20 protein-coding genes are annotated in these 24,505 nt (G+C 43.7%); 8 read left to right on the top strand and 12 right to left on the bottom strand.

Annotated elements, in window-relative coordinates; all coding sequences use genetic code 11:
- Window positions 1-53: 53 nt before the first annotated feature.
- Window positions 54-983 (top strand): LysR family transcriptional regulator, encoded by a 930-nt coding sequence (locus R7R78_RS16175; protein WP_005377305.1) that lies wholly within the window; start codon window positions 54-56, stop codon window positions 981-983.
- Window positions 984-2,210: 1,227 nt separating this feature from the next.
- On the opposite strand, the gene R7R78_RS16170 is transcribed toward R7R78_RS16175, so the two are convergent.
- Window positions 2,211-3,110 carry a LysR family transcriptional regulator gene (locus tag R7R78_RS16170; RefSeq protein ID WP_225474011.1) on the bottom strand — a complete coding sequence of 300 codons (900 nt, stop codon included), beginning with the start codon at window positions 3,108-3,110 and terminating at the stop codon, window positions 2,211-2,213.
- A gap of 112 nt (window positions 3,111-3,222) precedes the next feature.
- Here R7R78_RS16170 and eamB point away from each other — a divergent pair, with 112 nt between their 5' ends.
- From eamB to queC, 3 genes are all read left to right on the top strand, one after another.
- Complete coding sequence (gene eamB / locus R7R78_RS16165; RefSeq protein WP_005388201.1) at window positions 3,223-3,807, top strand: cysteine/O-acetylserine transporter; 585 nt, start codon at window positions 3,223-3,225, stop codon at window positions 3,805-3,807.
- Between the two features lie 308 nt (window positions 3,808-4,115).
- A complete protein-coding gene (locus R7R78_RS16160) occupies window positions 4,116-4,454 on the top strand; it encodes a helix-turn-helix domain-containing protein (RefSeq protein WP_005388200.1) in 339 nt (112 codons plus the stop codon).
- Window positions 4,455-4,521: 67 nt separating this feature from the next.
- The gene (gene queC / locus R7R78_RS16155) at window positions 4,522-5,178 is read left to right on the top strand and encodes a 7-cyano-7-deazaguanine synthase QueC (protein ID WP_005377298.1); all 657 of its coding nucleotides are present in this window, start codon (window positions 4,522-4,524) and stop codon (window positions 5,176-5,178) included.
- A gap of 267 nt (window positions 5,179-5,445) precedes the next feature.
- Here the strand turns inward: queC and queE are convergent, their stop codons facing one another.
- Window positions 5,446-6,096, bottom strand: a complete 651-nt coding sequence (gene queE, locus R7R78_RS16150; RefSeq protein ID WP_005377296.1) for a 7-carboxy-7-deazaguanine synthase QueE — start codon at window positions 6,094-6,096, stop codon at window positions 5,446-5,448.
- Between the two features lie 216 nt (window positions 6,097-6,312).
- On the opposite strand from queE, the gene R7R78_RS16145 reads away from it, so the two are divergent.
- Complete coding sequence (locus tag R7R78_RS16145) at window positions 6,313-7,122, top strand: Cof-type HAD-IIB family hydrolase (protein WP_017821691.1); 810 nt, start codon at window positions 6,313-6,315, stop codon at window positions 7,120-7,122.
- A 160-nt stretch (window positions 7,123-7,282) separates the two neighbouring features.
- On the opposite strand, the gene R7R78_RS16140 is transcribed toward R7R78_RS16145, so the two are convergent.
- The 10 genes from R7R78_RS16140 to R7R78_RS16095 all read right to left on the bottom strand — a co-directional run bounded on the left by R7R78_RS16140 (window position 7,283) and on the right by R7R78_RS16095 (window position 20,775).
- On the bottom strand, window positions 7,283-8,728 hold the full coding sequence (locus R7R78_RS16140) for a bifunctional NUDIX hydrolase/phosphatase PAP2 family protein (protein WP_206959828.1): 1,446 nt from the start codon (window positions 8,726-8,728) through the stop codon (window positions 7,283-7,285).
- 385 nt (window positions 8,729-9,113) lie between these two features.
- Window positions 9,114-10,445 carry a trypsin-like serine protease gene (locus tag R7R78_RS16135; RefSeq protein ID WP_213971838.1) on the bottom strand — a complete coding sequence of 444 codons (1,332 nt, stop codon included), beginning with the start codon at window positions 10,443-10,445 and terminating at the stop codon, window positions 9,114-9,116.
- 191 nt (window positions 10,446-10,636) lie between these two features.
- Window positions 10,637-11,116, bottom strand: a complete 480-nt coding sequence (locus R7R78_RS16130; protein ID WP_005377290.1) for a GNAT family N-acetyltransferase — start codon at window positions 11,114-11,116, stop codon at window positions 10,637-10,639.
- Window positions 11,117-11,305: 189 nt separating this feature from the next.
- The gene (locus R7R78_RS16125; RefSeq protein WP_170897335.1) at window positions 11,306-13,183 is read right to left on the bottom strand and encodes a propionyl-CoA synthetase; all 1,878 of its coding nucleotides are present in this window, start codon (window positions 13,181-13,183) and stop codon (window positions 11,306-11,308) included.
- 77 nt (window positions 13,184-13,260) lie between these two features.
- Window positions 13,261-14,457, bottom strand: coding sequence for a 2-methylaconitate cis-trans isomerase PrpF (gene prpF, locus R7R78_RS16120; protein ID WP_047102685.1), 1,197 nt, complete (start codon window positions 14,455-14,457; stop codon window positions 13,261-13,263).
- Window positions 14,458-14,466: 9 nt separating this feature from the next.
- A complete protein-coding gene (gene acnD / locus R7R78_RS16115; protein WP_170897333.1) occupies window positions 14,467-17,058 on the bottom strand; it encodes a Fe/S-dependent 2-methylisocitrate dehydratase AcnD in 2,592 nt (863 codons plus the stop codon).
- 156 nt (window positions 17,059-17,214) lie between these two features.
- Window positions 17,215-18,357, bottom strand: coding sequence for a 2-methylcitrate synthase (gene prpC, locus R7R78_RS16110; protein ID WP_005377283.1), 1,143 nt, complete (start codon window positions 18,355-18,357; stop codon window positions 17,215-17,217).
- Window positions 18,358-18,489: 132 nt separating this feature from the next.
- A complete protein-coding gene (gene prpB / locus R7R78_RS16105) occupies window positions 18,490-19,386 on the bottom strand; it encodes a methylisocitrate lyase (RefSeq protein ID WP_005388185.1) in 897 nt (298 codons plus the stop codon).
- Window positions 19,387-19,398: 12 nt separating this feature from the next.
- Window positions 19,399-20,112 carry a GntR family transcriptional regulator gene (locus R7R78_RS16100; RefSeq protein WP_005377279.1) on the bottom strand — a complete coding sequence of 238 codons (714 nt, stop codon included), beginning with the start codon at window positions 20,110-20,112 and terminating at the stop codon, window positions 19,399-19,401.
- A gap of 264 nt (window positions 20,113-20,376) precedes the next feature.
- Window positions 20,377-20,775: a GFA family protein gene (locus R7R78_RS16095; RefSeq protein ID WP_005377278.1), complete on the bottom strand. Its 399-nt coding sequence runs from the start codon at window positions 20,773-20,775 to the stop codon at window positions 20,377-20,379.
- 266 nt (window positions 20,776-21,041) lie between these two features.
- On the opposite strand from R7R78_RS16095, the gene R7R78_RS16090 reads away from it, so the two are divergent.
- The 3 genes from R7R78_RS16090 (at window position 21,042) to R7R78_RS16080 (ending at window position 24,292) form a co-directional block, all read left to right on the top strand.
- Window positions 21,042-22,013, top strand: coding sequence for a tripartite tricarboxylate transporter substrate binding protein (locus R7R78_RS16090; RefSeq protein ID WP_054575022.1), 972 nt, complete (start codon window positions 21,042-21,044; stop codon window positions 22,011-22,013).
- Between the two features lie 238 nt (window positions 22,014-22,251).
- Window positions 22,252-22,746: a tripartite tricarboxylate transporter TctB family protein gene (locus tag R7R78_RS16085; protein WP_054701645.1), complete on the top strand. Its 495-nt coding sequence runs from the start codon at window positions 22,252-22,254 to the stop codon at window positions 22,744-22,746.
- A gap of 19 nt (window positions 22,747-22,765) precedes the next feature.
- Complete coding sequence (locus R7R78_RS16080) at window positions 22,766-24,292, top strand: tripartite tricarboxylate transporter permease (RefSeq protein ID WP_005377271.1); 1,527 nt, start codon at window positions 22,766-22,768, stop codon at window positions 24,290-24,292.
- The last annotated feature ends 213 nt before the right edge of the window (window positions 24,293-24,505 follow it).

The following is a 24,505-nucleotide window of genomic DNA, read 5'->3' as shown; positions in this document are numbered from 1 at the left end:
AGCAGTAGTTATACATGAAACTAATACGCTAATATCTAACTTGGATAAACATTGTGGATTTAGCAAATAAACTACACCTGCTTTTAGAAGTCTCTAAAGCTGGATCTTTTGCAAAAGCAGCAGATGGGATGAATATCGACCGCTCTGTTTTATCTAAACACATCAAGCAGTTAGAAGAGCACTTAGGCGTTAGGCTATTAAACAGAACAACTCGCTCTCTTTCATTAACACAAGTCGGCAAGCAAATAGTTGAAAAAGCAGACCAAATATCTCAACTCCTTGATGATACTCAACAAATAGCGGAGAACTTTCAGACTGAGCCTTCAGGGAAAGTACGAATTTCAAGCTCAACATTATTTGGAAAACTCTATCTACAACCTTCGATAGAGAAGTTTTTACATAAGTACCCAAAAGCAAGTGTTGAACTAATGCTAGATGATCTTCATGTAGACGTGATTAGAAGTAATTTTGATATTGCTTTTCGAATCGGACCTATGAGGGATTCATCAATGGTAGCAAGAAAATTAGCAAAAAATACGACTGCAATCATTGCTTCTCGAAATTTAATTGAAAAACATGGTAACCCAGAAACGCCTGATGAGTTAGTTAAGCTACCTTTTATTATTTATTCAAATGGTAATTTTATTGTCGATAAACTTAAATTCTACGACAAAGCAAAATCAGATGGTTTAGATACATACCCAATATCAGGGTCATACATGGTAAATGAAGCTGAGCTAATAATTGAAAGCGTAAAGTCAGGTCTGGGCGCTGCACTTATAGGTCAATTTATGCTTCCTAACAACCTAGAGTCTTCTAATTTAGTTCAACTTTTACCAGAATATGAAACTCAAGATTTTGGTGATATTTATGCCATGTACTCACACCGTCAGCAATCACCATTGGTTAGGGCATTCATTGATATCGTTCAAGAAGAAGTTGGCATACCACCAATATGGGAAAAGCATTTCAATAAAAGCTAGTTGATTCTATTTAACCAAAATTAACAGAAAATCAAATAAAATCAATAATTTAAAACAGAAATGTTTAAGATCCATCGAAGTTTAATGTTAGGTGAATTAAGTTCCATTCTAAATGGCGCTTAATTCACTAAATATAAAACACTCTTGATTTATAATACTAACAAATCCATCACCTATACAAGTTACGATGTATATTAAAGAAAAACACACCTCGATCACTAGTTTGTTAGTATATAAAATATCTTATCTTATTTTTTTGGTTATTTATACGTTAGCAACGATTTATTTTAGCGTAAAAATGGACAAAAGCACATCGGAGAACTCTCTTATAGAAATGACTCAAATAGCATTTGTGCTTTTTTCATCGTTAATGTGTTTGTATAAATCTAAGGAATATCTTGAACTCAAACACATATTAGTAATAATGTCTTCATTTTTTATGGTTATATTCGTTAGAGAAATGGACTACCACATAGAGCAGTATTTCCCTCACGGTTCATGGAAGTACCCTGCTTGGATTATAATAGTCTCGGTCTGTTATTTTTGTTTTAATAACATAGTTAACATAAAAAATGAGGTCAAACTTTTCATTTCTCATTCTAGCTTCACGACATTAACGATTGGCTTTTTTATTGTTTTCTTATTCTCACGATTTGCAGGGTATGGTGATTTTTGGGTCGAGTTCATGGGGAACTCATACAATAGAGACGTAAAAAACTTGGTCGAAGAAAGCTTAGAGTTACTAGGTTACGCGATACTTTTAAACGGTGTTTTACTTATTAAAGTAGAAAACCACTAAGTATAAACAAAAGTTCAGAGCTTGTAGTTCAAGCTTTGAACTTTTTTTGGTTAAAAAAAAGCAGCAAATATAATTTGCTGCAAATGATGAAAAAAACAATATGCGTAAGTTAACTTCCTAGCAATGGATGCGTTAACGAGTTAATAATAACGAACCGTAACAATTAAGTCTCGTTGAAAATAATCCATAAAGAATGGCATTTATTACACTGTTAATTATGTAACCTTATCTAATCTAGTTATCACACGCCGTCGTTTTGATATCTTATCTCTTTCCGTCAATAAATAGCTCTTCACATCAGATCTTATCTATCATCCAAAATTAGTCGACTGTAAAATAAAACACCAAAAATCAATTAATTAGAATCAACCACTTAAAAAATAAAAAGGAGTAAAAACGAAACTATGTCAGATAGAACATATTAAAGATCACCGACTCTGAGTAGAAAACCGTTCATACTCCTTACGCATACAATCAATAAAGACTTCCATCGCCGGCGTCACACACTTCCTAGCATGATAAGCGCAGAGTGGCTTGATCATCTGTGAAAATTCGGTGAACTCAAGCTCTTGTAAACTGCCCTCTTGCAACTCTTTTTCAACCGTAAAACGAGGTAAATAAGAGATACCAATATTACTCTCAACGCAGTTTTTGATCGTATTAATACTGCTAAGTTCGATCATGTTGTCGATGCTAATATCACGCTCCTGAATAATGCTCTCAAACATCTGTCGAAAAAGGCACTTAGGGCCATTGCTTATAAATCCTAAATCAATATGTTGCTCTCTCTTCTTTAAATCTAGCCCTTTTAAAAGCGGTGAAGCAACCAATACCAGTGGCTCCTGCTCAAACTCGTGCACCTTGAGCGTATCGTCATTACCTACTCGATAAAACACACCTAAATCAGCTTTATCCTCTATCAACTCATCTCGAATCTGATAGCAATTTTGTGATTGCAGAGAGAGTCTGACATTGGGCGCTCTGATCCTGAACTCTTTTAAAACATTAGCCATCTTATAAGCAAGTTGAGTCTCAGCAATCAGCACTTTCAATTCACCGGTCGGCTCCGAGTTTTCTTGCTGTGCTGTTCCCTCAATATTTTCCATCACTCGCGCCAGTTCATAGACGTAAGGCAGTATCTTTTCTCCTGCTTGAGTCAAAACCATCTTACGCCCTATTTTTTCGAACAGCTGCAGAGACAGATCTTGTTCCAACTGCTTGATTTGAAAGGTGACGGTTGATTGCGTGCAATAAAGCTTCTGTGACGCTTTTAGAAACGATCCTTCTTCAACAATAGCTTTAAAAGTAAGAAAGCGTTTTAGATTCATGACTAGACTCCACAACCAACAGTTCAATAAATTAAAAGTCTAAGTTTTAATTTATTCAATTTTTTAATCAATTGTAGCGAAGTATAGTGCAGTAAAAACAGGAGAGATAGAGATGACCGCCATCTACACCGCATTTTTTACTTACGTAATCATTACTTCAATTACACCAGGGCCAAACAACATTTTATCGCTCAGCATCGCGACGCAATATGGACTAAAACGCTCAACAAAAGTGATTTCGGGGATGTTTTGTGGCTATGTTGTTTTGATGCTACTTTGTGGCGCTTTCACGTATAACATGATCAGCCTCTTGCCCGTGATTACACCTTGGCTAACATGGATTGGAGCAGCTTATATTGTTTGGTTGGCTTGGGGGCTTGCTACGAGTGAGATCAAAACTTCATCGGATAATTCTAAAGGTATCAGTTTCTTAACAGGTTTCGGTTTGCAGTTCGTTAATGTGAAAATCATTCTTTATGGAATTACCTCTATTTCTACGTTCGTACTGCCCCACACTCAGAATATCTACTGGATCTTAGCGACTAGCCTCATTCTTGCTTTGATCGCACTTCTTAGCAACGTAGTTTGGGCCGTTGCAGGAAAGCTACTTCAATCGCAATTCCAGAGATATGGCAAAGTCATCAATATGAGCTTAGCAGCAGCTCTGATCTATTGTGCGACACAGTTATTTACTTAAGTATATAGTTGATCATCAAGAACAATATTGCTCTTCAACTTAGACGACTACGTTTATGTGAAGAGCAAATTCTGCTCTACAAATCGCTGCGGTTTCTCGTGCCCTTACTCGCTCCTCCCACTCCTTCATACGGCAGTTTTTGAAGAAGTAGATTCAACGTCACTTAATCAACCTAAAGATACGAAATCTTGTTTAGCTATACATACACGGCCTTGGCGACCTCGGTAATAACTAAGTATTACTTAGTATACACAAATCAGAAAAACTAAGATAATCTTAGTCATCCAAGTCCTTCGTATGAACTTTAAGTGTTGTTTAATAACCCACTCCCAGCCCGCCTTAAGCATGCGCGTAAACAAGCGAATCTGTCCCAAAAAGCACTGGGCATCCGTATCGGCATGGATGATAGTTCTGCAAGTGCAAGGATGAATCAATACGAAAGGGAGCGCCATACTCCCGACGTAAAAACGCTCAAACTTATCGCAGATGAGCTAAACGTGCCTCTAAACTATTTTTTTTGTGAAGATGAAATCACCGCTGAACTTGCTGTGAATCTCCACAAGCTGTCAAATGATGACAAGCAAAGAGTGCTTGAGAGCACAGCCCAGCTGATTGCGGACGCAATCGCCACGAAGTCGAGTACGTAATTGGGATTAAACGCCTAAGAATACGTATCAATACCAAAGAATCAAAGAGCATAACTAAGGGTTCAACATGGCTACAACAAAAGCACTTGTGGTTTTTTCCGGTGGGCAGGACTCTACGACCTGCTTAATCGATGCATTAAATACATATGATGAGGTTCATGCTATAACGTTTGATTATGGCCAGCGTCATTCAGATGAAATAGATATCGCTATCGAATTAGGTAAGCAACTTAACATCAAAAGCCACAAAGTCCTGGATGTAAAATCAATTAATGAGTTAGCGATAAGCTCGCTGACAAGAGACAACATTCCGGTATCTAATGACTTAAGCGACGCTAACGTACCCAATACATTCGTTCCAGGGAGAAACATCCTCTTTCTTACTTACGCATGTATCCATGCTTACCAGCTTGGCATTCAAGACATCATTACGGGAGTTTGCGAAACAGACTTTAGTGGTTACCCTGACTGCCGAGACAACTTTATTCGCTCTCTAAATCTCTCTTGCAATTTAGGTATGGATAAAGCCTTCAATATTAAGACTCCTTTAATGTGGCTTACTAAAGCAGAGACTTGGGCTCTAGCTGATAAGCACAATATGTTGGAGTTTGTCCAAAACAATACGTTAACATGTTACAACGGAATCGTTGGTAAAGGCTGTGGTGAATGCCCAGCGTGCCTACTGCGACAAAGCGGCTTAGAAGAATACTTAGCGAGCAAATAGTCTTTGTTAGCGGTAATAGCGGTGGGATGAAACCTTTTGCGTTAGCTTTTAAACGCTTTATCTCAGCGTGAAACTCCAGCCAACAGAGCTTCATTTTGATGCCGCCAGATTGGTGGCATCAATTAAATGCGAAACGATTGTCGAACCAAAGATAGCACCACACCACAGCAGTCAACACTTCTTAGCTTTTACAACGCTATAAACTGTTTAGATATATCGGCAATGTTTCGATAGCAAAGCTACCTCGAATGATGACGAGTCTCTCGTCTAAGCAATACTCAAATATTTATGAGTTTGAACAGACAAACGCCAATTGCGGGCAATGCACGTATCAATACACAATTGCGTAGCACGAGGCTTCTGGCTAATTGGTTGTAGTGCAATGATAGTCTCAGCCGCTACGTTCGCATTTGCTAAAAGATCATCAAGGTGGTCGATGTCTTTCTGGGTACCGACTGGATGCTTAATCTCATTTGCCCGCTCTAACGCGCTATTAAGCACTGGTAATTTACCTTTCATTGCTACTTTTGGTGACACTGTCACCCACGTATTTTCTGAAGTAATCACTTCTGATGTGCCACTGGTTTCAATTTGGCATTGGCACCCCATATCTTCAAACGCCTTTGTTAAAGGGCGCAGATCATAAATACAAGGCTCTCCACCAGTAATCACGATATGCTTAGCATTAAAGCCTTGCTGTTGATATTGCTCTACGATGTTCTCGGCAGATGCAACACACCACGTCGGAGAGTCTTCCGTTTTCACCAGAATATCGCCTATTTGACGTTGATCATTCTCATCTGCATACCACGTTTGTTTGGTATCGCACCATGAGCAACCAACCGGACACTCTTGAAGCCGAACAAAAACAGCAGGGACTCCAGTGAAAACCCCTTCCCCTTGGATGGTTTCAAACATCTCATTTAGCTTATACAACGCAGAACTCACTCAACTCATAACATTTCGAGGCGAAGACCATAATGGACACGCGTGTCTAGGTCAATTTAAACCAAAAATTAATTGTTAAAATAGACCATTTTGTAGTTTCATAGCGTAATGAATATAGGTTTCTGGTTAACGTTAAACCAAGCCTTATTCACTGACAGCTCCCAAAAAACTTTAAGGTAAGAAATGATGTATAAACTGATCGCACTAGATATGGATGGCACGCTACTCAATAGTGATAAAGCCATTTCTGAAGAAAACAAACAAGCGATCGCAAAAGCTCGAGAAGCAGGCGTTACTGTCGTTCTCGCTTCTGGTCGCCCATTAGAAGGAATGCAAGACAAGCTCGACGAACTGAATATCCATTCCGATCGAGATTTTGTTCTTTACTACAACGGTTCGATGGTCAAGAACGTAGGCACAAACGACATCATCCACCAGCAAATCATAGATGGTAAAGCTGCAAAATTGGTGGCGCGAAAAGCCGAAGAGCTAGGTGCGTACGTCCATGCTTTTAGTCAAGTTCATGGTTTAATCACCAACGAACACAACCCTTACACCGATATTGAAGCAAAGATAAATGGCTTAAATGTCACCGAGATGAACTTCGAATCACTAGAAGACGATCATCCAATCATCAAAGCTATGATGGTTGCAGAGCCAAGCAAACTAACAGAAGTTATAGCAGCACTGCCAGCTGAAATGCGCGAAGCGTTTACGGTTGTTCAAAGCGCTCCGTTTTTCCTTGAGTTTCTTAACCCTGCGAGCAACAAAGGTATTGGTGTTGCCGCAATTGCCGAGTATCTGGGAATTAAACCTGAAGAAGTTATCTGTATGGGTGACGCAGAAAATGACCACCACATGCTGAAATACGCTGGCCTTGGTATCGCGATGGCAAATGCAATGGAAGAAACCAAGCAAATCGCTGACTACATTACGGCAAGTAATGATGAGCACGGTGTCGCTAAAGCTATAGAAAAGTTCGTGCTCAATGCATAGCCCTTTCCGCCATGTCTGTTGCGTTAAGCTTCTTACGTTTAACACCCCTAGCCGTCCAAGATAGGCAAGCGGCGTTGTTCGTAGACTAAACGTGTAAAAGCCTTGCTGTAATGCAAGGCTTTGTTTTTACTCAAATACTAATAGATAACAAATACAGCCATCAATCTAGCAACGTTTTGCTCGGTTGGTTTTCACAAGTCAGCTTCCTTGCAAGCAGCATAAATAACAACATTAATAATGGATAATGTAACGTCGACAAGACTAATGACCACAAACCGCTAAACGATACGATATTAGCCGAGTACAAATAGAGTTGATCAACAAGCAACAATGCCAGCGTTACAAAGATCATCTGCCGAGTATCTAAATGTGCTTTCGACTCTTTAAATGTCATGACCAACGCTGATGCAGTGATTAAAATTGCTAGCCAGCGACCAAACACAGGTAATGGCCAGATGACAGAGATGACCGATGTTGCCGCAGTCATAATGAACCAGACGCCTTTTGAGCTTAGAACTTTATCAACGTTCACATCTTGATTTGTCTCCAGTCGAAGAACATGCCAAGCCACCAAGCTGCCTAACAGCGCGCCAAATAACATATCTAAAATAAAGGCACTGCCGAGGAAAAACTTACCTAACACCACAGTAAGAGTGATGAACACGAAGACTGCCGTTGTTCCATTCAAACCAAAATACTGGGTTCTATGAAACAAGAACGTCAGCACACAAAACCACACAGCGATAGGCAAGCTAGGAAAACTAAAGCCAAAGCTGTGCGTTAACTCCATCATTGGTATATAGACATGTGGGCGCGGTAGCGAAAAGCCTTGTTGAGCGACAAGCACCATAAGCGACGTTGCACTAATTGCGAAAAAGAGTCGGTACACAAACCGGCTACCAAAGCGCATCATGGCAAAAGGAAATAGAAAGAGTAGTACCGTCGGTTCTGTCAGATCTATAACGAGTTTCGAGATCTGACTAGCTACCTCGTAACTCGTTTCTGACAACGCCCCTACCCAACTCTGTAAATCTATCAGCCACGCCAATTCAACCTGACGAAATGAAGGCGCGGATTCGATCAACTGAGTCACATAAGATACTGATTGCTTGGTAGCTTGATCAAAAAACTGAGTGGCTTGTGGCCATTGCTCAGGATAACGATATAAAGATGATGGTAATTCAGATGGGCTAAGCAACATCGCTGACGCAACTTCTACTCCATAATGAGGGGCAAACCAAATAGGCAGTTCATTTCCACCTAAAGAATTATTCATAGAAAAAGCGATAATGTCAGAGTCTGATATACAGTCGTAAAAAACCGCAGTGTCCGTTCTGCCAAGCTCCTCTCCAACCGTAACCACTATACCGGTTTCTTCCCACGTTTCTCGTTGAGCAGCAACTTGTGGAGACTCACCATCAATGATGGTTCCGCCAGGTAGAGAAATCTTATCCGTTAATACTTCATGAACTAGCACTAACTTGTCATCAGCGCGAACAATACAGAGCGCTCCTTTAACTTCGCTCGCAGTGGCTTTAGCCGTAGAGATCGGTGAAACAGGTAACAAAATAAAACAAAGGATGAGTAATAACAGCTGTCTCAACACAAAATATGACCTTAAATAAACATAATGATAACCAATGAATCATGGCAGTTAATCTTATCTTTTTCGACAAAAATTAAGTAACGAGTTATGCCAAACTGAGTTGATCGCGTAAAACCTGATCTCAACGCTCACTGGAGAATAATTTAATGCAAACCTGACAAAAATCAGACAAAACATAAAATGTTGATCGCAATTCTGCCAGTTATATAAAGATAACGTCAGGACAAAGTCATACACATTTTGTGGGTTCTCATAGTTGACACAATAAAAAAGGGCTTATTATTCGCAAACAATAAACCCCAGTTATGATAACTATGTACTGATCGTTGAAACCAAGAATGAACCTTATCTCATGGTCAACGAATCAAATTCACTGGCCCGATAGTTAGTTAGACTTGCAATTCGCATCGCCTACTTTTTGCCAAACACCCCAAGGCCCTGAGTCTGCTGGATTATCACCTTGAGTCCACCACTGCGCTTGCCAAACTTTACCATTCCAAGTAACCGTATCTCCTTTGAGATACACTAAGCTGGCTTGCCATGCAGTTGTACAGCTATCTGTGGGAGGCGTTGTCACCGTTTTCGCTTGAGCGGATACTAACGCTTGGTATTGTGTGCTGGTCTTATCAACGTTGAAGTTCAAAGCCACTCTTGCTTCTCCGCTCTGAGTAGCACCAAATTCAACATCAACACGACAACTTGCATTCATTGCTAACGTTGCCTGAGAGCACTGATCATTGGCAATAACAGCTGCATCAGTAACACCCGAAGCAAACGCGCGAACATTTTCCACAGTGAACGTGGTATTCCCTGAATTCTGGATAACAAAGCTATGTTGCTGTAACTCCCCAACATAAAATGATGCCAGTGTCTGTTCGGTGGTGTATCCAACAGAAACATTCTCTTTTGGTGGTGTTGCTGTTCCGATAACACCATCGACAAAATTGCGCATAGCAGCGATATCGCTATAAACCCCATACATACCAGGACGAGCACAACCTATTCCCCAACTGACCACACCAAGTTGAGTAATTACACCACTGCGATTAATGACGATTGGACCACCACTATCTCCCTGACAAGAATCTATCCCACCTAGAGGAATACCCGCACAGAATGACACTTCTCCAACCGTTGTGTAGTTGCCACCGGCTTGACGGCAAGTCATATCCGACACAAGTGGGACGTCAACCTCTTGCAATCGAGACGGAGAGCTTCCTCCTTCAGAAGTTCGCCCTAAGCCAGCAACACTAAGCCAATCTCCGATGCTCGCGTATTGCGTTAGACTGCCATTCGCAATCTCAACTGAAGAAACACCTTGAGGCACAGAGTCGAGCTTCAATACCGCGAGGTCATGAGAAAGCGTCGCGCGGCGATATGCCGGGTGCATATGGATCTCACTGACGTTTGCACGAACACCGTCACTACCGTTATAAACAACGCCACCGATTTTAACCGCTATCTGATTCGGAGAATCACCCTCAACACAATGCGCAGCAGTCAGGACGTAACCATTCCCGATATAACTGGCCCCACAATATGATCGGTTACCATAACGACTAACAATTTGGGTGTAGAATTTCCAGTCACGTGGGTCGGCAGTTACTCCGCCTACGATCTGGGGTTGGATAGTATGATTTTGCGTCTGTGACAAATCATCAGCACTTGCGAACATTGGCAAAACGGCTAAAGCAAGTAACGATTTTGTTAGTTTCAAAATATTGTCCTCTTGTTTTTGTAAGCACGATCCTCGTGCTACTAATAAACAAGCAGACAAAAACGCCGATACCAATGTGGGTGCATATCAATTTGTTAACATTGCGAGCAACTTATAGAGAAAAGTCTATTGACGAACTGAATGATTTCAATTCGATAGAACCTAAATCACAATATTAAAGTTAAATACGATTATTCGTTCAGCGGTTTTCTTAAATAGTGGATATGATGTGCAAATCCTTGTTTTTCATACAAAGATATTGCGCCCTGGTTAAAATGCCATACTTCAACAAACATCTGTTTTGCACCGTAATCAGAGAACGTTGACTCAATTTTATTAATCAATGCCTGCGCCGTACCTTGTTTTCGATATTCAGGCAGCACATAGAGCTCATCCACACTTCCCATCATAACTGGCTGGCTGACGGTAGAAATAAGTTCACAGAAGTGACCAGAGATAAAGCCAATAATTTCATCTCCTTGTTTTGCTACGTAAACAAGGCACTCAGGGTCGTCAATATATCGAGCAATGCTTTTTTCTTGTTCTATCTCCTCTGCCGTTTTGAAAAGCTCAGGAGATTGAAGATGATGCTCATCATGAAGCTCGAACATAAGATCGTTGAGCAACTCTAGGTCGCTAAAACACGCAGGTTTAATCGCAAACGTGGTCATACAAAGGGTCACTAAAAATGGAATGGCTGTAGTTTGTGAGGAAAACGTCGTATTGGCAAGTCACAAATGCTTTCACGATACGTTTGTACTGTTTGAACAACAAAAAGGCCCCTGCACTTAATAAACGTACAGAGGCAGAACCAACCAACAGAGTTCGAGGATCAGGGGTTAGTTAGAATTGAGTTTTTCTCAGCGTCGTAGCACTCGCTCAATTTCGTTCAAGCTACTTGGGTCATCAATCGTTGACGGAACGGTGTATTTTTCACCATCAGCTATTTGACGTATAGTTCGACGCAAAATTTTACCTGAACGTGTTTTCGGTAAACGGTCTACAACCAACGCATGCTTGAAGCAAGCAACTGCACCTATCTCACTACGCACTTTGCCCACAAGCTCACCTTCAAGGTCTAGCTCATCCACTTTTACACCGTCTTTTAGTACCACAAAGCCAAGTGGAAGCTGACCTTTTAGATCATCGTGGATACCAACCACCGCACATTCTGCAATCGCTGGGTGGCCTCCTACTATTTCTTCCATTTCACCTGTCGACAATCGGTGTCCCGCGACATTAATCACGTCATCAATACGTCCCATAATAAACAGGTAACCGTCTTCATCCAGATAGCCGCCATCACCTGACACGTAGTAGCCTGGGAATTGGCTAAGATAACCAGTTTCAAAACGGTCATGATTACGCCAAACCGTTGGCAGACAACTTGGTGGTAGCGGACGTTTTAATGCGACAAAGCCTTGTTGGTTAGGCCCGACAGCCTCTCCAAGTTCATTCAGAATCTCGACCTGATAACCCGGAATGGGCTTCGTCGAAGAACCAGCTTTAACTGGCATCATTTCGACACCTGTCGGGTTGCCCGCGATGGCCCAGCCCGTCTCGGTTTGCCACCAGTGGTCAATAACGGGCTTGTCCGCTTTGCTCTGAACCCACTCCAGTGTCGGAGGGTCAAGGCGTTCTCCCGCCATAAAGATAGTTTTCAGATTCGACAAGTCGTACTGTTTTAAGTGCTCACCTTCCGGGTCCTCTTTCTTAATCGCACGAAACGCCGTTGGTGCAGAGAACAACGCATCTACTTTATATTCATCACACACTCGCCAAAATGCGCCAGGATCCGGTGTTCGAACAGGCTTGCCTTCGAATAGGATAGTAGTGCAACCGTGAATCAGTGGAGCGTAAACAATGTAAGAGTGCCCTACTACCCAGCCCACATCAGATGCCGCCCAAAAGACGCCATCTTGAGGAATGTTATAGATTGCGCTCATGGAGTACTTCATCGCGACAGCATGGCCACCGTTATCACGCACAACGCCTTTCGGCTTACCTGTCGTACCCGATGTATAAAGTATGTAGAGCGGATCGGTTGCTAACACCGGAACACAACCATGTGGCAGCGCTTGTTTGTACTCTCGCTGCCAATCTAAGTCTCTTTCTTGGTTTAGCTCAGCGTCGCACTCTGGACGTTGGAAAACAAACACTTTCTCAGGCTTCCAACGGCTGTCCATAATGGCTTTGTCTACCATTGGTTTGTATGGAATGACTTTGTTGATCTCAATCCCGCACGACGCCGTCATGATCACTTTCGGCTCTGCATCTTCAATTCGTACAGCAAGCTCATTAGGTGCAAAACCACCGAATACTACGGAATGAATCGCCCCCAAACGCGCGCAGGCAAGCATCGCCATTGCGGCTTCTGGGATCATCGGCATATAAATAACGACTCGGTCGCCTTTTTCAACACCTTGAGCAGACAGCATGCCAGCAATTTTTGCTACTTGGTCACGTAGGTCGCTATAGGTGTACGTGGCTTTACGACCTGTCACTGGCGAGTCATAAATGAGTGCAGTATTATCACCGCGTCCTTGCTCGCAATGGTAATCTAATGCTAACCAGCACGTATTCATTACACCATCTGGAAACCAACGTTCTATGCCGTTTTCATCAGATTTCAAGATAGTTTTAGGAGATTCAAACCAATCGATATTCTCCGCTTGAGCGCGCCAAAAACTCTCCGGTTCATTCTTCGCCCATAAGTATTCTTTTTCGTATGAAGACATATTGCTTCCTCCAGTATGTCCTGACATTGCTCTCGTTCTACTCAAAGATCGCTCTTTTAATCCAAAGATCGTCTCTTTTAATCGAAGACATAGAAGGGTACACGCACAAATCCCTCCATCAGTATTCTCGCACTTCGGCTCATAATGGCTTTTTGCACCACCCAGCCCTGCTCAGTTTGCTTCGCTTGTGCCCCAACTTTTAACGTTCCTGACGGGTGGCCAAAAGTCACGGACTCTTTTTCACCGCCACCAGCGGCTAAATTCACTAACGTTCCGGGCACACACGCAGCAGAAGCAATAGCAACGGCTGCTGTTCCCATCATTGCATGATGTAGCTTGCCCATCGACAGCGCGCGAACGAGCACATCAATATCCGACTCATTAACGGCTTTACCACTTGAAGACAGGTAACTTTTCGGTTTAGAAACAAACGCTATTTTCGGCGTATGTTGGCGTGTTTGAGCTTCTTCTAAATCAGAAATCAAGCCCATTTTTAACGCGCCATATGCACGGATGGATTCGAACATCGCTAATGCTGTGTCATCGTTGTTGATATCGTCTTGCAGCTCGGTGCCCTGATATCCTATCGATTCAGCATCAATAAAAATGGTTGGTATGCCCGCGTTAATAAAGGTCGCGTTAAACGTACCTACGTCCGGAACCACTAAATCATCGACTAAGTTGCCTGTTGGGAACATGCTGCCTTCGCCATCGGAAGGATCAACAAAATCCACTTGAATCTCTGCCGCTGGAAACGTGACACCATCGAGTTCAAACTCTCCGGTTTCTTGGACGAAACCATTGACGATTGGCACGTGAATCAAAATCGTTTTGCTTATGTTCACTTGCCAAACACGCACCGTCACAATGCCATTTTCTGGAATACGGTCTTGTGGGATCAGACCAGCATGAATGGCGAAAGGACCGACAGCGGCAGACAAGTTGCCGCAGTTACCACTCCAATCGACGAATGGTTTGTCGATCGACACTTGGCCAAATAAGTAGTCAACATCGTGATCGGCTCTGCTGCTGCGCGAAACAATCACTGTTTTACTGGTGCTTGACGTCGCGCCCCCCATACCATCAATTTGCTTCGAGTAAGGATCCGGGCTGCCGATAACTCGCAACAACAGTTTGTCACGCGCTGCACCTGCGACTTGTGCCTCTGGTGGCAAATCTTCAAGGCTGAAAAAAACACCTTTACTTGTGCCGCCACGCATGTACGTCGCAGGCACTTTGATTTGGCTCATTTTGCTAGGAGTACTGTTTTCCATAATTACTCCCTATTGCGCCAGGAAATCTTGAGCAAAGCGTTGTAAAACACCACCTGCGTTATACACATGCACTTCGTCAGCGGTATCTAAGCGACAGGTGACCGGAACATCGACTTTCTCACCGTTGCTACGTGTAATAACCAAGGCTAAATCTGCACCCGGCTTGATTTCACCAACCACGTCATACAGTTCAGTACCATCCAGTTCTAATGTATTGCGATTAACACCCGGCTTAAATTGCAGTGGTAACACGCCCATGCCAACCAAGTTAGTTCGGTGAATACGCTCAAAGCCTTCTGCAACGATTGCTTCTACACCAGCCAATCGAACGCCTTTTGCTGCCCAGTCACGAGATGAACCCTGACCATAGTCAGCACCTGCAACAACAATCAGTGGTTGCTTTCGGTTCATGTAGGTCTCAATCGCTTCCCACATGCGAACCACCTGCCCTTCTGGCTCTACACGCGCCAGAGAACCCTGAACCACTTCACCGTTCTCTTTCACCATTTCGTTAAATAGTTTCGGGTTAGCAAAGGTCGCTCGTTGCGCCGTTAAGTGATCGCCACGGTGAGTCGCGTAAGAGTTGAAATCTTCTTCTGGCACACCCATTTTCGCTAAGTATTCACCTGCTGCGCTGCTTGCGAGAATCGCGTTGGATGGTGATAAGTGATCAGTGGTGATGTTGTCGCCCAGAATCGTCAATGGACGCATACCAGACAATGTTCTTTCTCCCGCTAGCGCACCTTCCCAGTACGGTGGTCGGCGGATGTAGGTACTCATCGGACGCCAGTCGTACAGCGGGTTGGGATTTTGCTCTTGATCATTCAGCTTAAACATCTGAATGTAAACTTGCTTAAACTGCTCAGGTTTAACATGAGTACCGACAACTGCATCGATCTCTTCATCGCTTGGCCACAAATCATTGAGATAAATTGGTTTGCCGTTTTGGTCCGTGCCAAGCGCATCGCGCTCGATATCAAAACGAATCGTACCCGCTAGCGCATAAGCGACAACCAATGGTGGTGAAGCCAAGAAAGCTTGTTTGGCGTACGGATGGATTCGACCATCAAAGTTACGGTTACCAGAAAGCACCGCTGTCGCATATAAATCACGGTCGATGATCTCTTGTTGGATTTTTGGATCCAGCGCACCACTCATACCGTTACAAGTTGTACATGCGTAACCAACAATGCCAAAGCCAAGCTTCTCTAGCTCTGGTAATAAGCCCGCTTCTTCCAGATACAAGCGTGCAACTTTAGAACCCGGAGCAAAAGACGATTTCACCCAAGGCTTACGTACAAGACCAAGTTCGTTGGCTTTCTTCGCGACAAGGCCAGCAGCAACCACGTTTCTTGGGTTACTAGTATTCGTACATGAGGTAATAGCAGCGATGATCACTGCACCATCTGGCAACTCGCCTTCTTTCTCTTCCCACGCTCCAGAAATGCCGCGCTGTGCCAACTCAGAAGTTGGTAAACGACGATGAGGGTTTGACGGACCAGCCAAGTTACGGCTAACTGATGATAAATCGAACTCAAGTACGCGCTCGTAAACTGCGCTATCAAGATCGTCTGCCCAAAGACCGGTTTGTTTTGCGTAATTTTCTACTAAAGCAACTTGTTCTTCATCTCGACCAGTTAGTTTCAAGTAATTGATGGTCTGCTCATCAATATAAAACATGCCAGCTGTTGCGCCGTATTCTGGTGTCATGTTTGAAATCGTTGCGCGGTCTCCGATCGTTAGATCACGTGCGCCTTCTCCAAAGAATTCAAGATACGAAGATACCACACGCTCATTACGCAGAAACTCAGTAATCGCGAGGACAATATCCGTTGCGGTAATGCCCGGTTGACGTTTACCCGTCAGTTTGACACCGACAATATCTGGTAGACGCATCATTGATGGTCGGCCAAGCATGACGGTTTCTGCTTCCAGACCACCGACACCTATCGCAATAACACCAAGAGCGTCTACGTGAGGCGTGTGACTGTCCGTACCCACACAGGTGTCAGGGTAGGCAATGCCCTGCTTTGCTTGTACCACAGGAGACATTTTTTCTAAGTTGATTTGGTGCATGATGCCATTCCCAGCTGGAATCACGCTGACGTTTTCAAACGCTGTTTTACACCACTCAATAAAGTGGAATCGGTCTTCATTACGGCGCTCTTCAATCGCGCGGTTTTTGTCGAAGGCATCAGGGTCAAAGCCCGCATGTTCAACCGCTAAAGAGTGGTCAACGATCAATTGTGTCTCAACCACTGGGTTCACTTTTGCAGGATCACCGCCCTGATCTGAAATGGCATCGCGCAGACCCGCTAAATCGACTAGAGCGGTCTGACCAAGAATGTCATGACAAACAACGCGTGCTGGATACCAAGGAAAATCAAGATCGCGTTTGCGTTCTATTAACTGTTTCAGGCTATCTGTCAATGTGTTCGGGTCACAGCGACGGACCAGTTGCTCAGCTAGCACGCGAGAGGTATAAGGGAGTGTTTCATAGGCTCCAGGAGAAATGGCATTGACGGCTTCGCGTGCATCAAAATAATCCAGTTGAGTTCCCGGAAGCGGCTTACGATATTGGGTATTAATATTTGTGTTCATGGTTTGCTTCCATTCAGTCTTTACATCTTGCCTTCATCAAGGTTTTCCATTGCTCCAGAAACACAGTGATGAGAGGATCTCCTTCCTCTGTTAGAGAGAATGACAAAGGAAGGAGGTGGTCAACCAAAGCATATAATGCCCTCGTTGACCTTCGCGCTAGCGATTCTCGATAGGCACCCATTCTTGATGATCTGGGCCCGTATAATCGGCACTTGGGCGAATAATACGGTTATTGGCACGCTGTTCATAAACGTGTGCAGCCCAGCCCGTTAAACGACTCATCACAAAGATTGGGGTGAATAGTTTGGTTGGAATGTCCATAAAGTGGTAAGCCGATGCATGGAAGAAGTCCGCATTACAGAACAGACCTTTCTCTCGCTTCATCACTGATTCAACACGCTCAGAAACCGCATATAGATGAGTATCACCAACTTGTTTCGATAGCTCTTTGGACCATCGTTTTATTAAGGCGTTGCGAGGGTCACTTTCGCGATAAATCGCATGACCAAATCCCATGATCTTGTCTTTATTGGCTAGCATTTTCATGATGTTCGCTTCCGCCTCGTCGGGCGTTTGCCAATCTTCAATCATTTCCATCGCCGCTTCGTTCGCACCGCCGTGAAGTGGTCCACGAAGCGTACCGATTGCTGCCGTGATACAAGAATGGATGTCTGACAACGTTGATGCACAAACGCGTGCTGCGAATGTAGAAGCATTAAACTCATGTTCAGCATAAAGAATGAGCGAGCAATGCATCACTTGTTTGTGCAGCGCAGATGGCGCTTTGTCTGTAAGTAATCGTAAGAAGTAACCACCGATGCAATCTTCAGTCTGATCCTCGGTGTTGATACGCACGCCATCATGACTAAAGCGGTACCAGTAACAGATGATGGCAGGGAACAAGGCAAGCATACGTTCGGTTGCTTTCAGTTGCTCCTCGAAGCTCATTTCCTGCTCTAGGTTACCCAATACAGAACAACCCGTGCGCATTACGTCCATTGGGTGTGCGCTTGCAGGAATCAACTCTAAAGCTTGTTTTAGCTCGGCTGGCAAACCTCTAAGGCTGAGTAGATGTGTCTTGTACGCATCAAGTTCTTGTTGATTCGGCAAGTGACCGCGTAACAGAAGGTGAGCCACTTCTTCAAACTGTGCGTTGTTCGCAAGATCAGTAATATCGTATCCACGATAAGTTAGACCAGTTCCCGTTTTTCCGACAGTACATAAAGCTGTGCTTCCTGCGCTTTGACCACGAAGGCCTGCGCCACCTAATTCTGCTTTCTTTTCTGCAGTTTGAGACATTGTTTGAACTCCTTTTCTGTCTGACTTTTCCCTCTCTGGGGTGTTTTTAGCCAAACGAATTTCACGTTATTAGATGAGATAAATTCCGATTATCTTTTTCTTGGGCTTCCGTTTATTTTTGCTTTTCCCCCGCTATTTCCCTTCAGAGAATAACTGGTCAAGTTTGTCTTCATAGTCGTGGTAATTCAGGTGCTGATACAACTCTTTACGTGTTTGCATCGAATCAACCAGTGCTTCCTGATTACCCACTTCTAGCAAATGTTTGTAGACCGTTTCAGCAGCTTTGTTCATGGCACGGAACGCACTTAACGGATAAAGCACCATGTCCACTTTTGCTTTCGCTAGCTCATCGCAGCCATACAGCGGTGTCGCGCCAAACTCTGTAATATTCGCCAGAATAGGAACGTGCTTTCCGGTCGCTTGCTCAAGCGCATTTGAAAACTGAAGGTACTGGTCCAGCTTGTTCATCGCTTCGGGGAAGATCATGTCTGCGCCAGCTTCCACACACGCAATCGCACGCTCGATTGCGCTGTCCATGCCTTCAACAGCTAGCGCATCAGTACGAGCCATAATCACGAAACTTTCATCATTGCGTGCATCAACCGCGGCTTTTACACGATCAACCATCTCTTGCTGGCTGACTATTGCTTTGTTCGGACGATGACCACAACGTTTCTGTGCGACTTGGTCTTCCATGTGCACCGCTGCCGCGCCCGCTTTTTCCATCGCTTTGATCGTGCGAGCAATGTTAAATGCACCGCCAAAGCCCGTGTCGATATCAACCAAAAGAGGCAAATCACATGCGTTAGTAATACGGTCAACATCAACCAAAACGTCGTTTAATGTTGTGATACCGAGATCCGGCAATCCGTATGACGCATTTGCGATACCGCCACCAGACAAGTAGATCGCTTGGTGACCCAAGTTTTTTGCCATCATGGCGCAATACGGGTTTATAGTGCCGACAATTTGTAGTGGATTATTTTGTTCAATGGCGAGTCTGAATTTCGCTCCCGGTGTTAAGCTCATGACGAATTCCTTCTAGTCTTTGTCTAAACTTTCTGTATGTATAATTTGAGATTGGATGAGCTTTCGACTTCCTGATATGTGTCTTCTCATCAACATTTCTGCAAGCTCTTCATCGCGATTGCGAATGGCTTCCAAAATGAATTTGTGTTCGGTGAGCGCCTCATTCGGGCGAGATTGTGCACGTGGCGACTGGTAACGATACATCCGTAATAAGTGATAGAGTTCATCACACAGCAGAGATATTAACTTACTGTTTCTGCTCGCTTGGATGATGCGATAGTGAAAATCAAAGTCACCATGTTGATGGAAGTAAGACGCGCCTTCCATTTGGTCTATATGCTTGGAATGTGTCGACAATAGCATTTCCAAGCTTAAGAGCTCTTCTTGCGTAATGTGTCGCGCAGCTAACCTTGCCGCCATGCCTTCCAATGCTTCTCGAACGGCATAAAGTTCTATCAGCTTTTCCGGAGAAAAAGTGGTCACTCTAGCCCCAACATGAGGAATTCGCTCGATGAGCCCTAGCCCCTCTAAGCGCATCAATGCTTCACGCAAAGGCCCACGACTGACTTGATATTTCTTTGCTAGCTCAGGCTCTGATATCTTATGGCCAGGCTTCACGTCGCCATTAACAATGACTTCAATCAGTGTTTCGGTCAGCGTTTCGGATTTGGTGTGTTCTTTCTCAGAACCCAGCACTTTATAACGAGCTTTCAACTCAGAGTTCATATTCAGATACTCTTGTTACCGACATCGAAATGTCTACAATTTCTTAACCTGAATATAAAGTAGTCGATCAAAGTGTCGACAATCAAGTAAATTGTCGACAATTTAGACTAAGGTCGTAATTTAAATGGGCCAAAAATGCCTATTAAGTGCCGTTTTTAGCAGAAATCAAGAATGGGGAATTCATATTGTCGACAACTTATAAACCTTTAAGCTTATGATCTAAAAACTAAAAGCTCAGCTGTCGAACAATAATCGGATAAAAAACTATTCTTTAGGTACAAATTGATCAAAGACTTGTTGCGAAGTCATCTTTTGTGAAGCGGAATTGAGGTCATAATAAGCTGGCTTTTCATCGGTAAAAATCTCTAAAGTGAGTTTGAAATCTGGGTTATCGAACAAACCAGCGGAAAGAATGTACTCACCTGTCGGCAACAAATGATAGAAAAGGTTTGTGCCGCATTCGCCACAAAAACCTCTCACCGCCCAGTCAGACGATTGATAACGCTTTGGCTCGGCCCCCTTAAACGTTACGTTAGGACCACAATGCACCGCATGGAGTGCGCCACTCGACCATTTTCGACACATAGAGCAATGGCACAGGCTAACCTCATTTTTAACCTCAGCGATGACTTCAATTGCGCCGCACAAACACGTCCCTTTCATTCTCTTTTCCTCGTTCATTTTCCGTCATTTTATTATGGCCTACCAAAGCGTAAAGCCGCGTGACCTAACACCAACTTCTCGCCGTGAACTTTATGAACAAAATAACCGAAATGCTCAATATTCTCTTTATATCTCTTTTACAGACAGATATTTAACACTTAATTAACCTTTACACCAAGTTCAGCTTTAACGCTTACAAGGCATGACAACTGAGCAAAAACAATAAGGCTCAACTAAATAGAGTCGCTAACATAAGGAACGTGAACATGTTAAAGGTACTCAAACCAACGCTCGCCGCTTCAATCATCGCAGCTTCATTTTCATTCAACGCTCTTGCTGCAGATATTGAAAAAATGCACTTTCTTATCCCTGGAGGTGCCGGTGGCGGTTGGGACATGACCGCCCGAGGTACTGGTGATGTATTAATAAAATCAGACATCGTCGAAACCGTATCATTTCAAAACCTATCTGGTGGTGGCGGTGGCAAAGCAATCGCACATTTGATTGAAACGGCTGATCGTCAAGAAGATACACTCATGGTGAACTCAACACCGATCGTCGTTCGCTCGCTCAGTGGGATCTTCCCACAATCTTTCCGCGACTTGACTCCTGTTGCCGCAACGGTTGCCGATTATGGCGCCATTGTTACATCAGCCGATTCTCCTTACAGATCTTGGGAAGATGTCGTTAAAGCTTTTAAAGAAAACCCTCGAAAAGTGAAGGTTGCTGGTGGCTCTGCTCGTGGTTCTATGGATCATTTGGTTATAGCAGCGGCTTTCAAAGGTGAAGGTTTTGATGCGCGCAAAGTTCGTTACATTGCCTATGATGCAGGTGGAAAAGCCATGGCTGCCCTACTTTCAGGCGAAACACAACTGCTCTCTACAGGGTTAGGTGAAGTACTCGAAATGTCTAAGTCTGGGCAAGTGAAAGTGTTAGCGATTACAGCACCAAAACGTTTAGAAGCTGCGCCTAACATTCCAACTCTCACCGAATATGGTAATGAAACTGTCTTTGCTAACTGGCGTGGATTCTTTGCAGCACCAGGCACAAGCCAAGAAAAGCTAGATGAATGGAATGCCGCATTTACTAAAATGTATAACACCGACGAATGGCAAGTCGTTCGAGACCGCAATGGTTGGATCGACAACTATAAAGCGGATAAAGCATTCTTCGCGTTTCTTGAAGATCAAGAGCAACAGATGGGTGACTTAATGCGCGAGTTAGGCTTCCTGAAGTAACAATCGAATTGGGGTCCCTCAGATACCAACCTCAATGAATAACGTAGGTTGGTATTTCCCCATTGTATTTGCACTCTAAGTTTCACCGCATATGGACATTGTCGACAATCGGCATGCACACTCCTTTGTTTATATACCCAAAGCGGCTCGACTAGCAGCGAAATGCTTAATTGTTAATGGTTTAGTTTATTCATTGACGTCCATATGCGGTCTTTTTTACTTTTGTTAGGAGTTGAATATGTCTCGTTCAACCAACTTTTTCACCAAAGAATATTTGCTCTGTCGTGACCGTGTCGGCGCAATGATCTTTCTACTCTTCTGTCTTTGCTACGGTTATCAAACCTCGCAGATTCCATTGTTTCCAGGTGATGAGTATGAACCATTCACCGCACGTACTCTGCCAACCATCTTGACTTACGTTGGTGTCGGCCTTTCTTTGCTATTGCTGGTGACAGGACAACCAGATAAACAAAGTGGCGCAGTGCTGACCTTCAATTGGAAGTTACTGATTGCATTTTTAATTTTAATGGCGCTCTACGGCGTGGGCCTGACTTACTTAGGTTTTGTGATAGCTACTGCCTTCTTTTTATTGGCTGGCTTTTATCTGCTCGGGGAAAGACGTAAACCCGTTCTGTTTGGCGCGTCGTTTCCATTCGTGATCGCGTTCTACTTATTACTCACTCAAGGTTTGGACATCTATCTCGAACCGGGTTTGATTTTCACCATCTGGTAGTCAAAGAAAGGACTGAATTATGTTAGATGGAATTCTACAAGGTTTATCCACCGCAGTAATGCCAATGAACATTATGATGGTGATCGTGGGCTGCTTCGTCGGTACATTTATCGGCATGTTACCTGGACTTGGGCCGATCTCAGCCATTGCTTTGATGATCCCAATTACTTATGGCCTAGAGCCCTCCTCTGGCCTTATTTTAATGGCGGGTGTTTATTACGGTGCGGTATTTGGTGGCTCTACATCGTCGATTTTAATTAACGCGCCGGGTTGTTCTTCAACCGTGGTCACAGCATTCGACGGCTACCCAATGGCTCAAAAAGGCCAGGCAGGTAAAGCATTAGCTTTGGCAGCTTATTCGTCTTTCACTGGCGGTACGCTATCTGCCATTATGTTGCTTGTTGCCGCACCAGCATTGGCTAGCGTCTCCCTTAGCTTCCAATCGTCGGACTATTTTGCGTTGATGCTACTTGGGTTATCAGCAGTCGCGGCTTTTGCGGGGAAAGGTCAGGTAATCAAAGCGTGGATGATGACCATTCTTGGTTTGATGCTATCTACAGTTGGAATCGATAAAGGCGTAGGCGTTGAACGCTTTACCTTCGGTTTAACGGATTTAATGGATGGCTTTAGCTTCTTGTTGCTTGCAATGGCGACATTCGCACTGGGTGAGACACTGATGGGCATCCTTAAACCATCAAAAGACACCAGCAATGAAGAACAAGAAAAGCTGAGCAACATTGGCTCAATGAAAGTGACCAAGGAAGAAATCAAAGATGTTGCGCCTGTTTCAATTCGCTCTTCAATATTAGGTTTCTTCACTGGCGTTCTTCCTGGCGCAGGGGCAACCATTGCTGCTTTTTTAAGCTATGGTATGGAGCGCAACCTCGCACCTAAAGAGAAAAAGGATGAGTTCGGTAAAGGCAGTATCCGTGGTTTGGTTGCGCCAGAGTCTGCGAACAATGCAGCATCTAGTGGTTCATTTGTACCGCTATTAACGCTTGGTATTCCGGGCTCTGGTACAACAGCAATAATGCTCGGTGCGCTGATCGCTTATGGTATTCAACCTGGCCCTCGCCTATTTGTTGAACACCCAGATGTGTTCTGGTCAGTGATCATTTCCATGTACTTCGGCAACATCGTACTTGTGATCCTGAACTTACCATTGATTCCGTACATTTCAAAGCTTTTGGCGGTTCCAAGAACGGTGCTTCTACCGATGATTTTATTCTTCTCAATCACCGGGGTTTATTTGGTCTCTTTTAACACTATGGATGTGTTCGTGATGCTGATTGTGGCTATGGCTGCCATTGCACTTCGGCTCGCTAACTTCCCGCTCGCACCTTTATTGCTGGGCTTCATCCTTGGAGGATTAATGGAAGAGAACTTACGCCGCGCATTAATGATTTCAGATGGAGAACTGAGTTTCCTATGGGAGCGTCCTATTACCCTTACCTTTACTGTTTTAGCTGTATTGGTATTGGCAAGTCCACTAATCGTAAAGCTGATTCAAAAGTTTAAAGCACAGCCAGTCAGCGTTGAGCAGTAATCGCTGTCTCTTTCAACCTAGATAAAGCCATCCATCGTGATGGCTTTATCTTCCGCCCTCCAAATCGTTCGCTTATTGTGCAGATGGTATTGACAAATCACTGTCGTTATATGAAGGTGATTGTATGAACACACACTTAGCGCAACTTAACCAACGAATTATCATCATTCCATAGGAATGGTGGGATTTTTTGATGCGCTCAGTATTTATCGA

It is taken from the genome of Vibrio sp. 2134-1 (genome assembly GCF_033339495.1).
Note: the sequence above shows the minus strand (reverse complement) of the source record. Positions and strands in the feature narration are given on the sequence as shown.

Excerpts from the sequence above, each read along its gene's own strand:
- R7R78_RS16170 (WP_225474011.1), bottom strand. The coding sequence starts at position 3,110 with ATGAATCTAAAACGCTTTCTTACTTTTAAAGCTATTGTTGAAGAAGGA.
- eamB (WP_005388201.1), top strand. The coding sequence starts at position 3,223 with ATGACCGCCATCTACACCGCATTTTTTACTTACGTAATCATTACTTCA.
- queC (WP_005377298.1), top strand. The coding sequence starts at position 4,522 with ATGGCTACAACAAAAGCACTTGTGGTTTTTTCCGGTGGGCAGGACTCT.
- queE (WP_005377296.1), bottom strand. The coding sequence starts at position 6,096 with ATGTTTGAAACCATCCAAGGGGAAGGGGTTTTCACTGGAGTCCCTGCT.
- R7R78_RS16145 (WP_017821691.1), top strand. The coding sequence starts at position 6,313 with ATGTATAAACTGATCGCACTAGATATGGATGGCACGCTACTCAATAGT.
- R7R78_RS16130 (WP_005377290.1), bottom strand. The coding sequence starts at position 11,116 with ATGACCACGTTTGCGATTAAACCTGCGTGTTTTAGCGACCTAGAGTTG.
- R7R78_RS16125 (WP_170897335.1), bottom strand. The coding sequence starts at position 13,183 with ATGTCTTCATACGAAAAAGAATACTTATGGGCGAAGAATGAACCGGAG.
- prpF (WP_047102685.1), bottom strand. The coding sequence starts at position 14,457 with ATGGAAAACAGTACTCCTAGCAAAATGAGCCAAATCAAAGTGCCTGCG.
- acnD (WP_170897333.1), bottom strand. The coding sequence starts at position 17,058 with ATGAACACAAATATTAATACCCAATATCGTAAGCCGCTTCCGGGAACT.
- prpC (WP_005377283.1), bottom strand. The coding sequence starts at position 18,357 with ATGTCTCAAACTGCAGAAAAGAAAGCAGAATTAGGTGGCGCAGGCCTT.
- prpB (WP_005388185.1), bottom strand. The coding sequence starts at position 19,386 with ATGAGCTTAACACCGGGAGCGAAATTCAGACTCGCCATTGAACAAAAT.
- R7R78_RS16100 (WP_005377279.1), bottom strand. The coding sequence starts at position 20,112 with ATGAACTCTGAGTTGAAAGCTCGTTATAAAGTGCTGGGTTCTGAGAAA.
- R7R78_RS16095 (WP_005377278.1), bottom strand. The coding sequence starts at position 20,775 with ATGAAAGGGACGTGTTTGTGCGGCGCAATTGAAGTCATCGCTGAGGTT.
- R7R78_RS16090 (WP_054575022.1), top strand. The coding sequence starts at position 21,042 with ATGTTAAAGGTACTCAAACCAACGCTCGCCGCTTCAATCATCGCAGCT.
- R7R78_RS16085 (WP_054701645.1), top strand. The coding sequence starts at position 22,252 with ATGTCTCGTTCAACCAACTTTTTCACCAAAGAATATTTGCTCTGTCGT.
- R7R78_RS16080 (WP_005377271.1), top strand. The coding sequence starts at position 22,766 with ATGTTAGATGGAATTCTACAAGGTTTATCCACCGCAGTAATGCCAATG.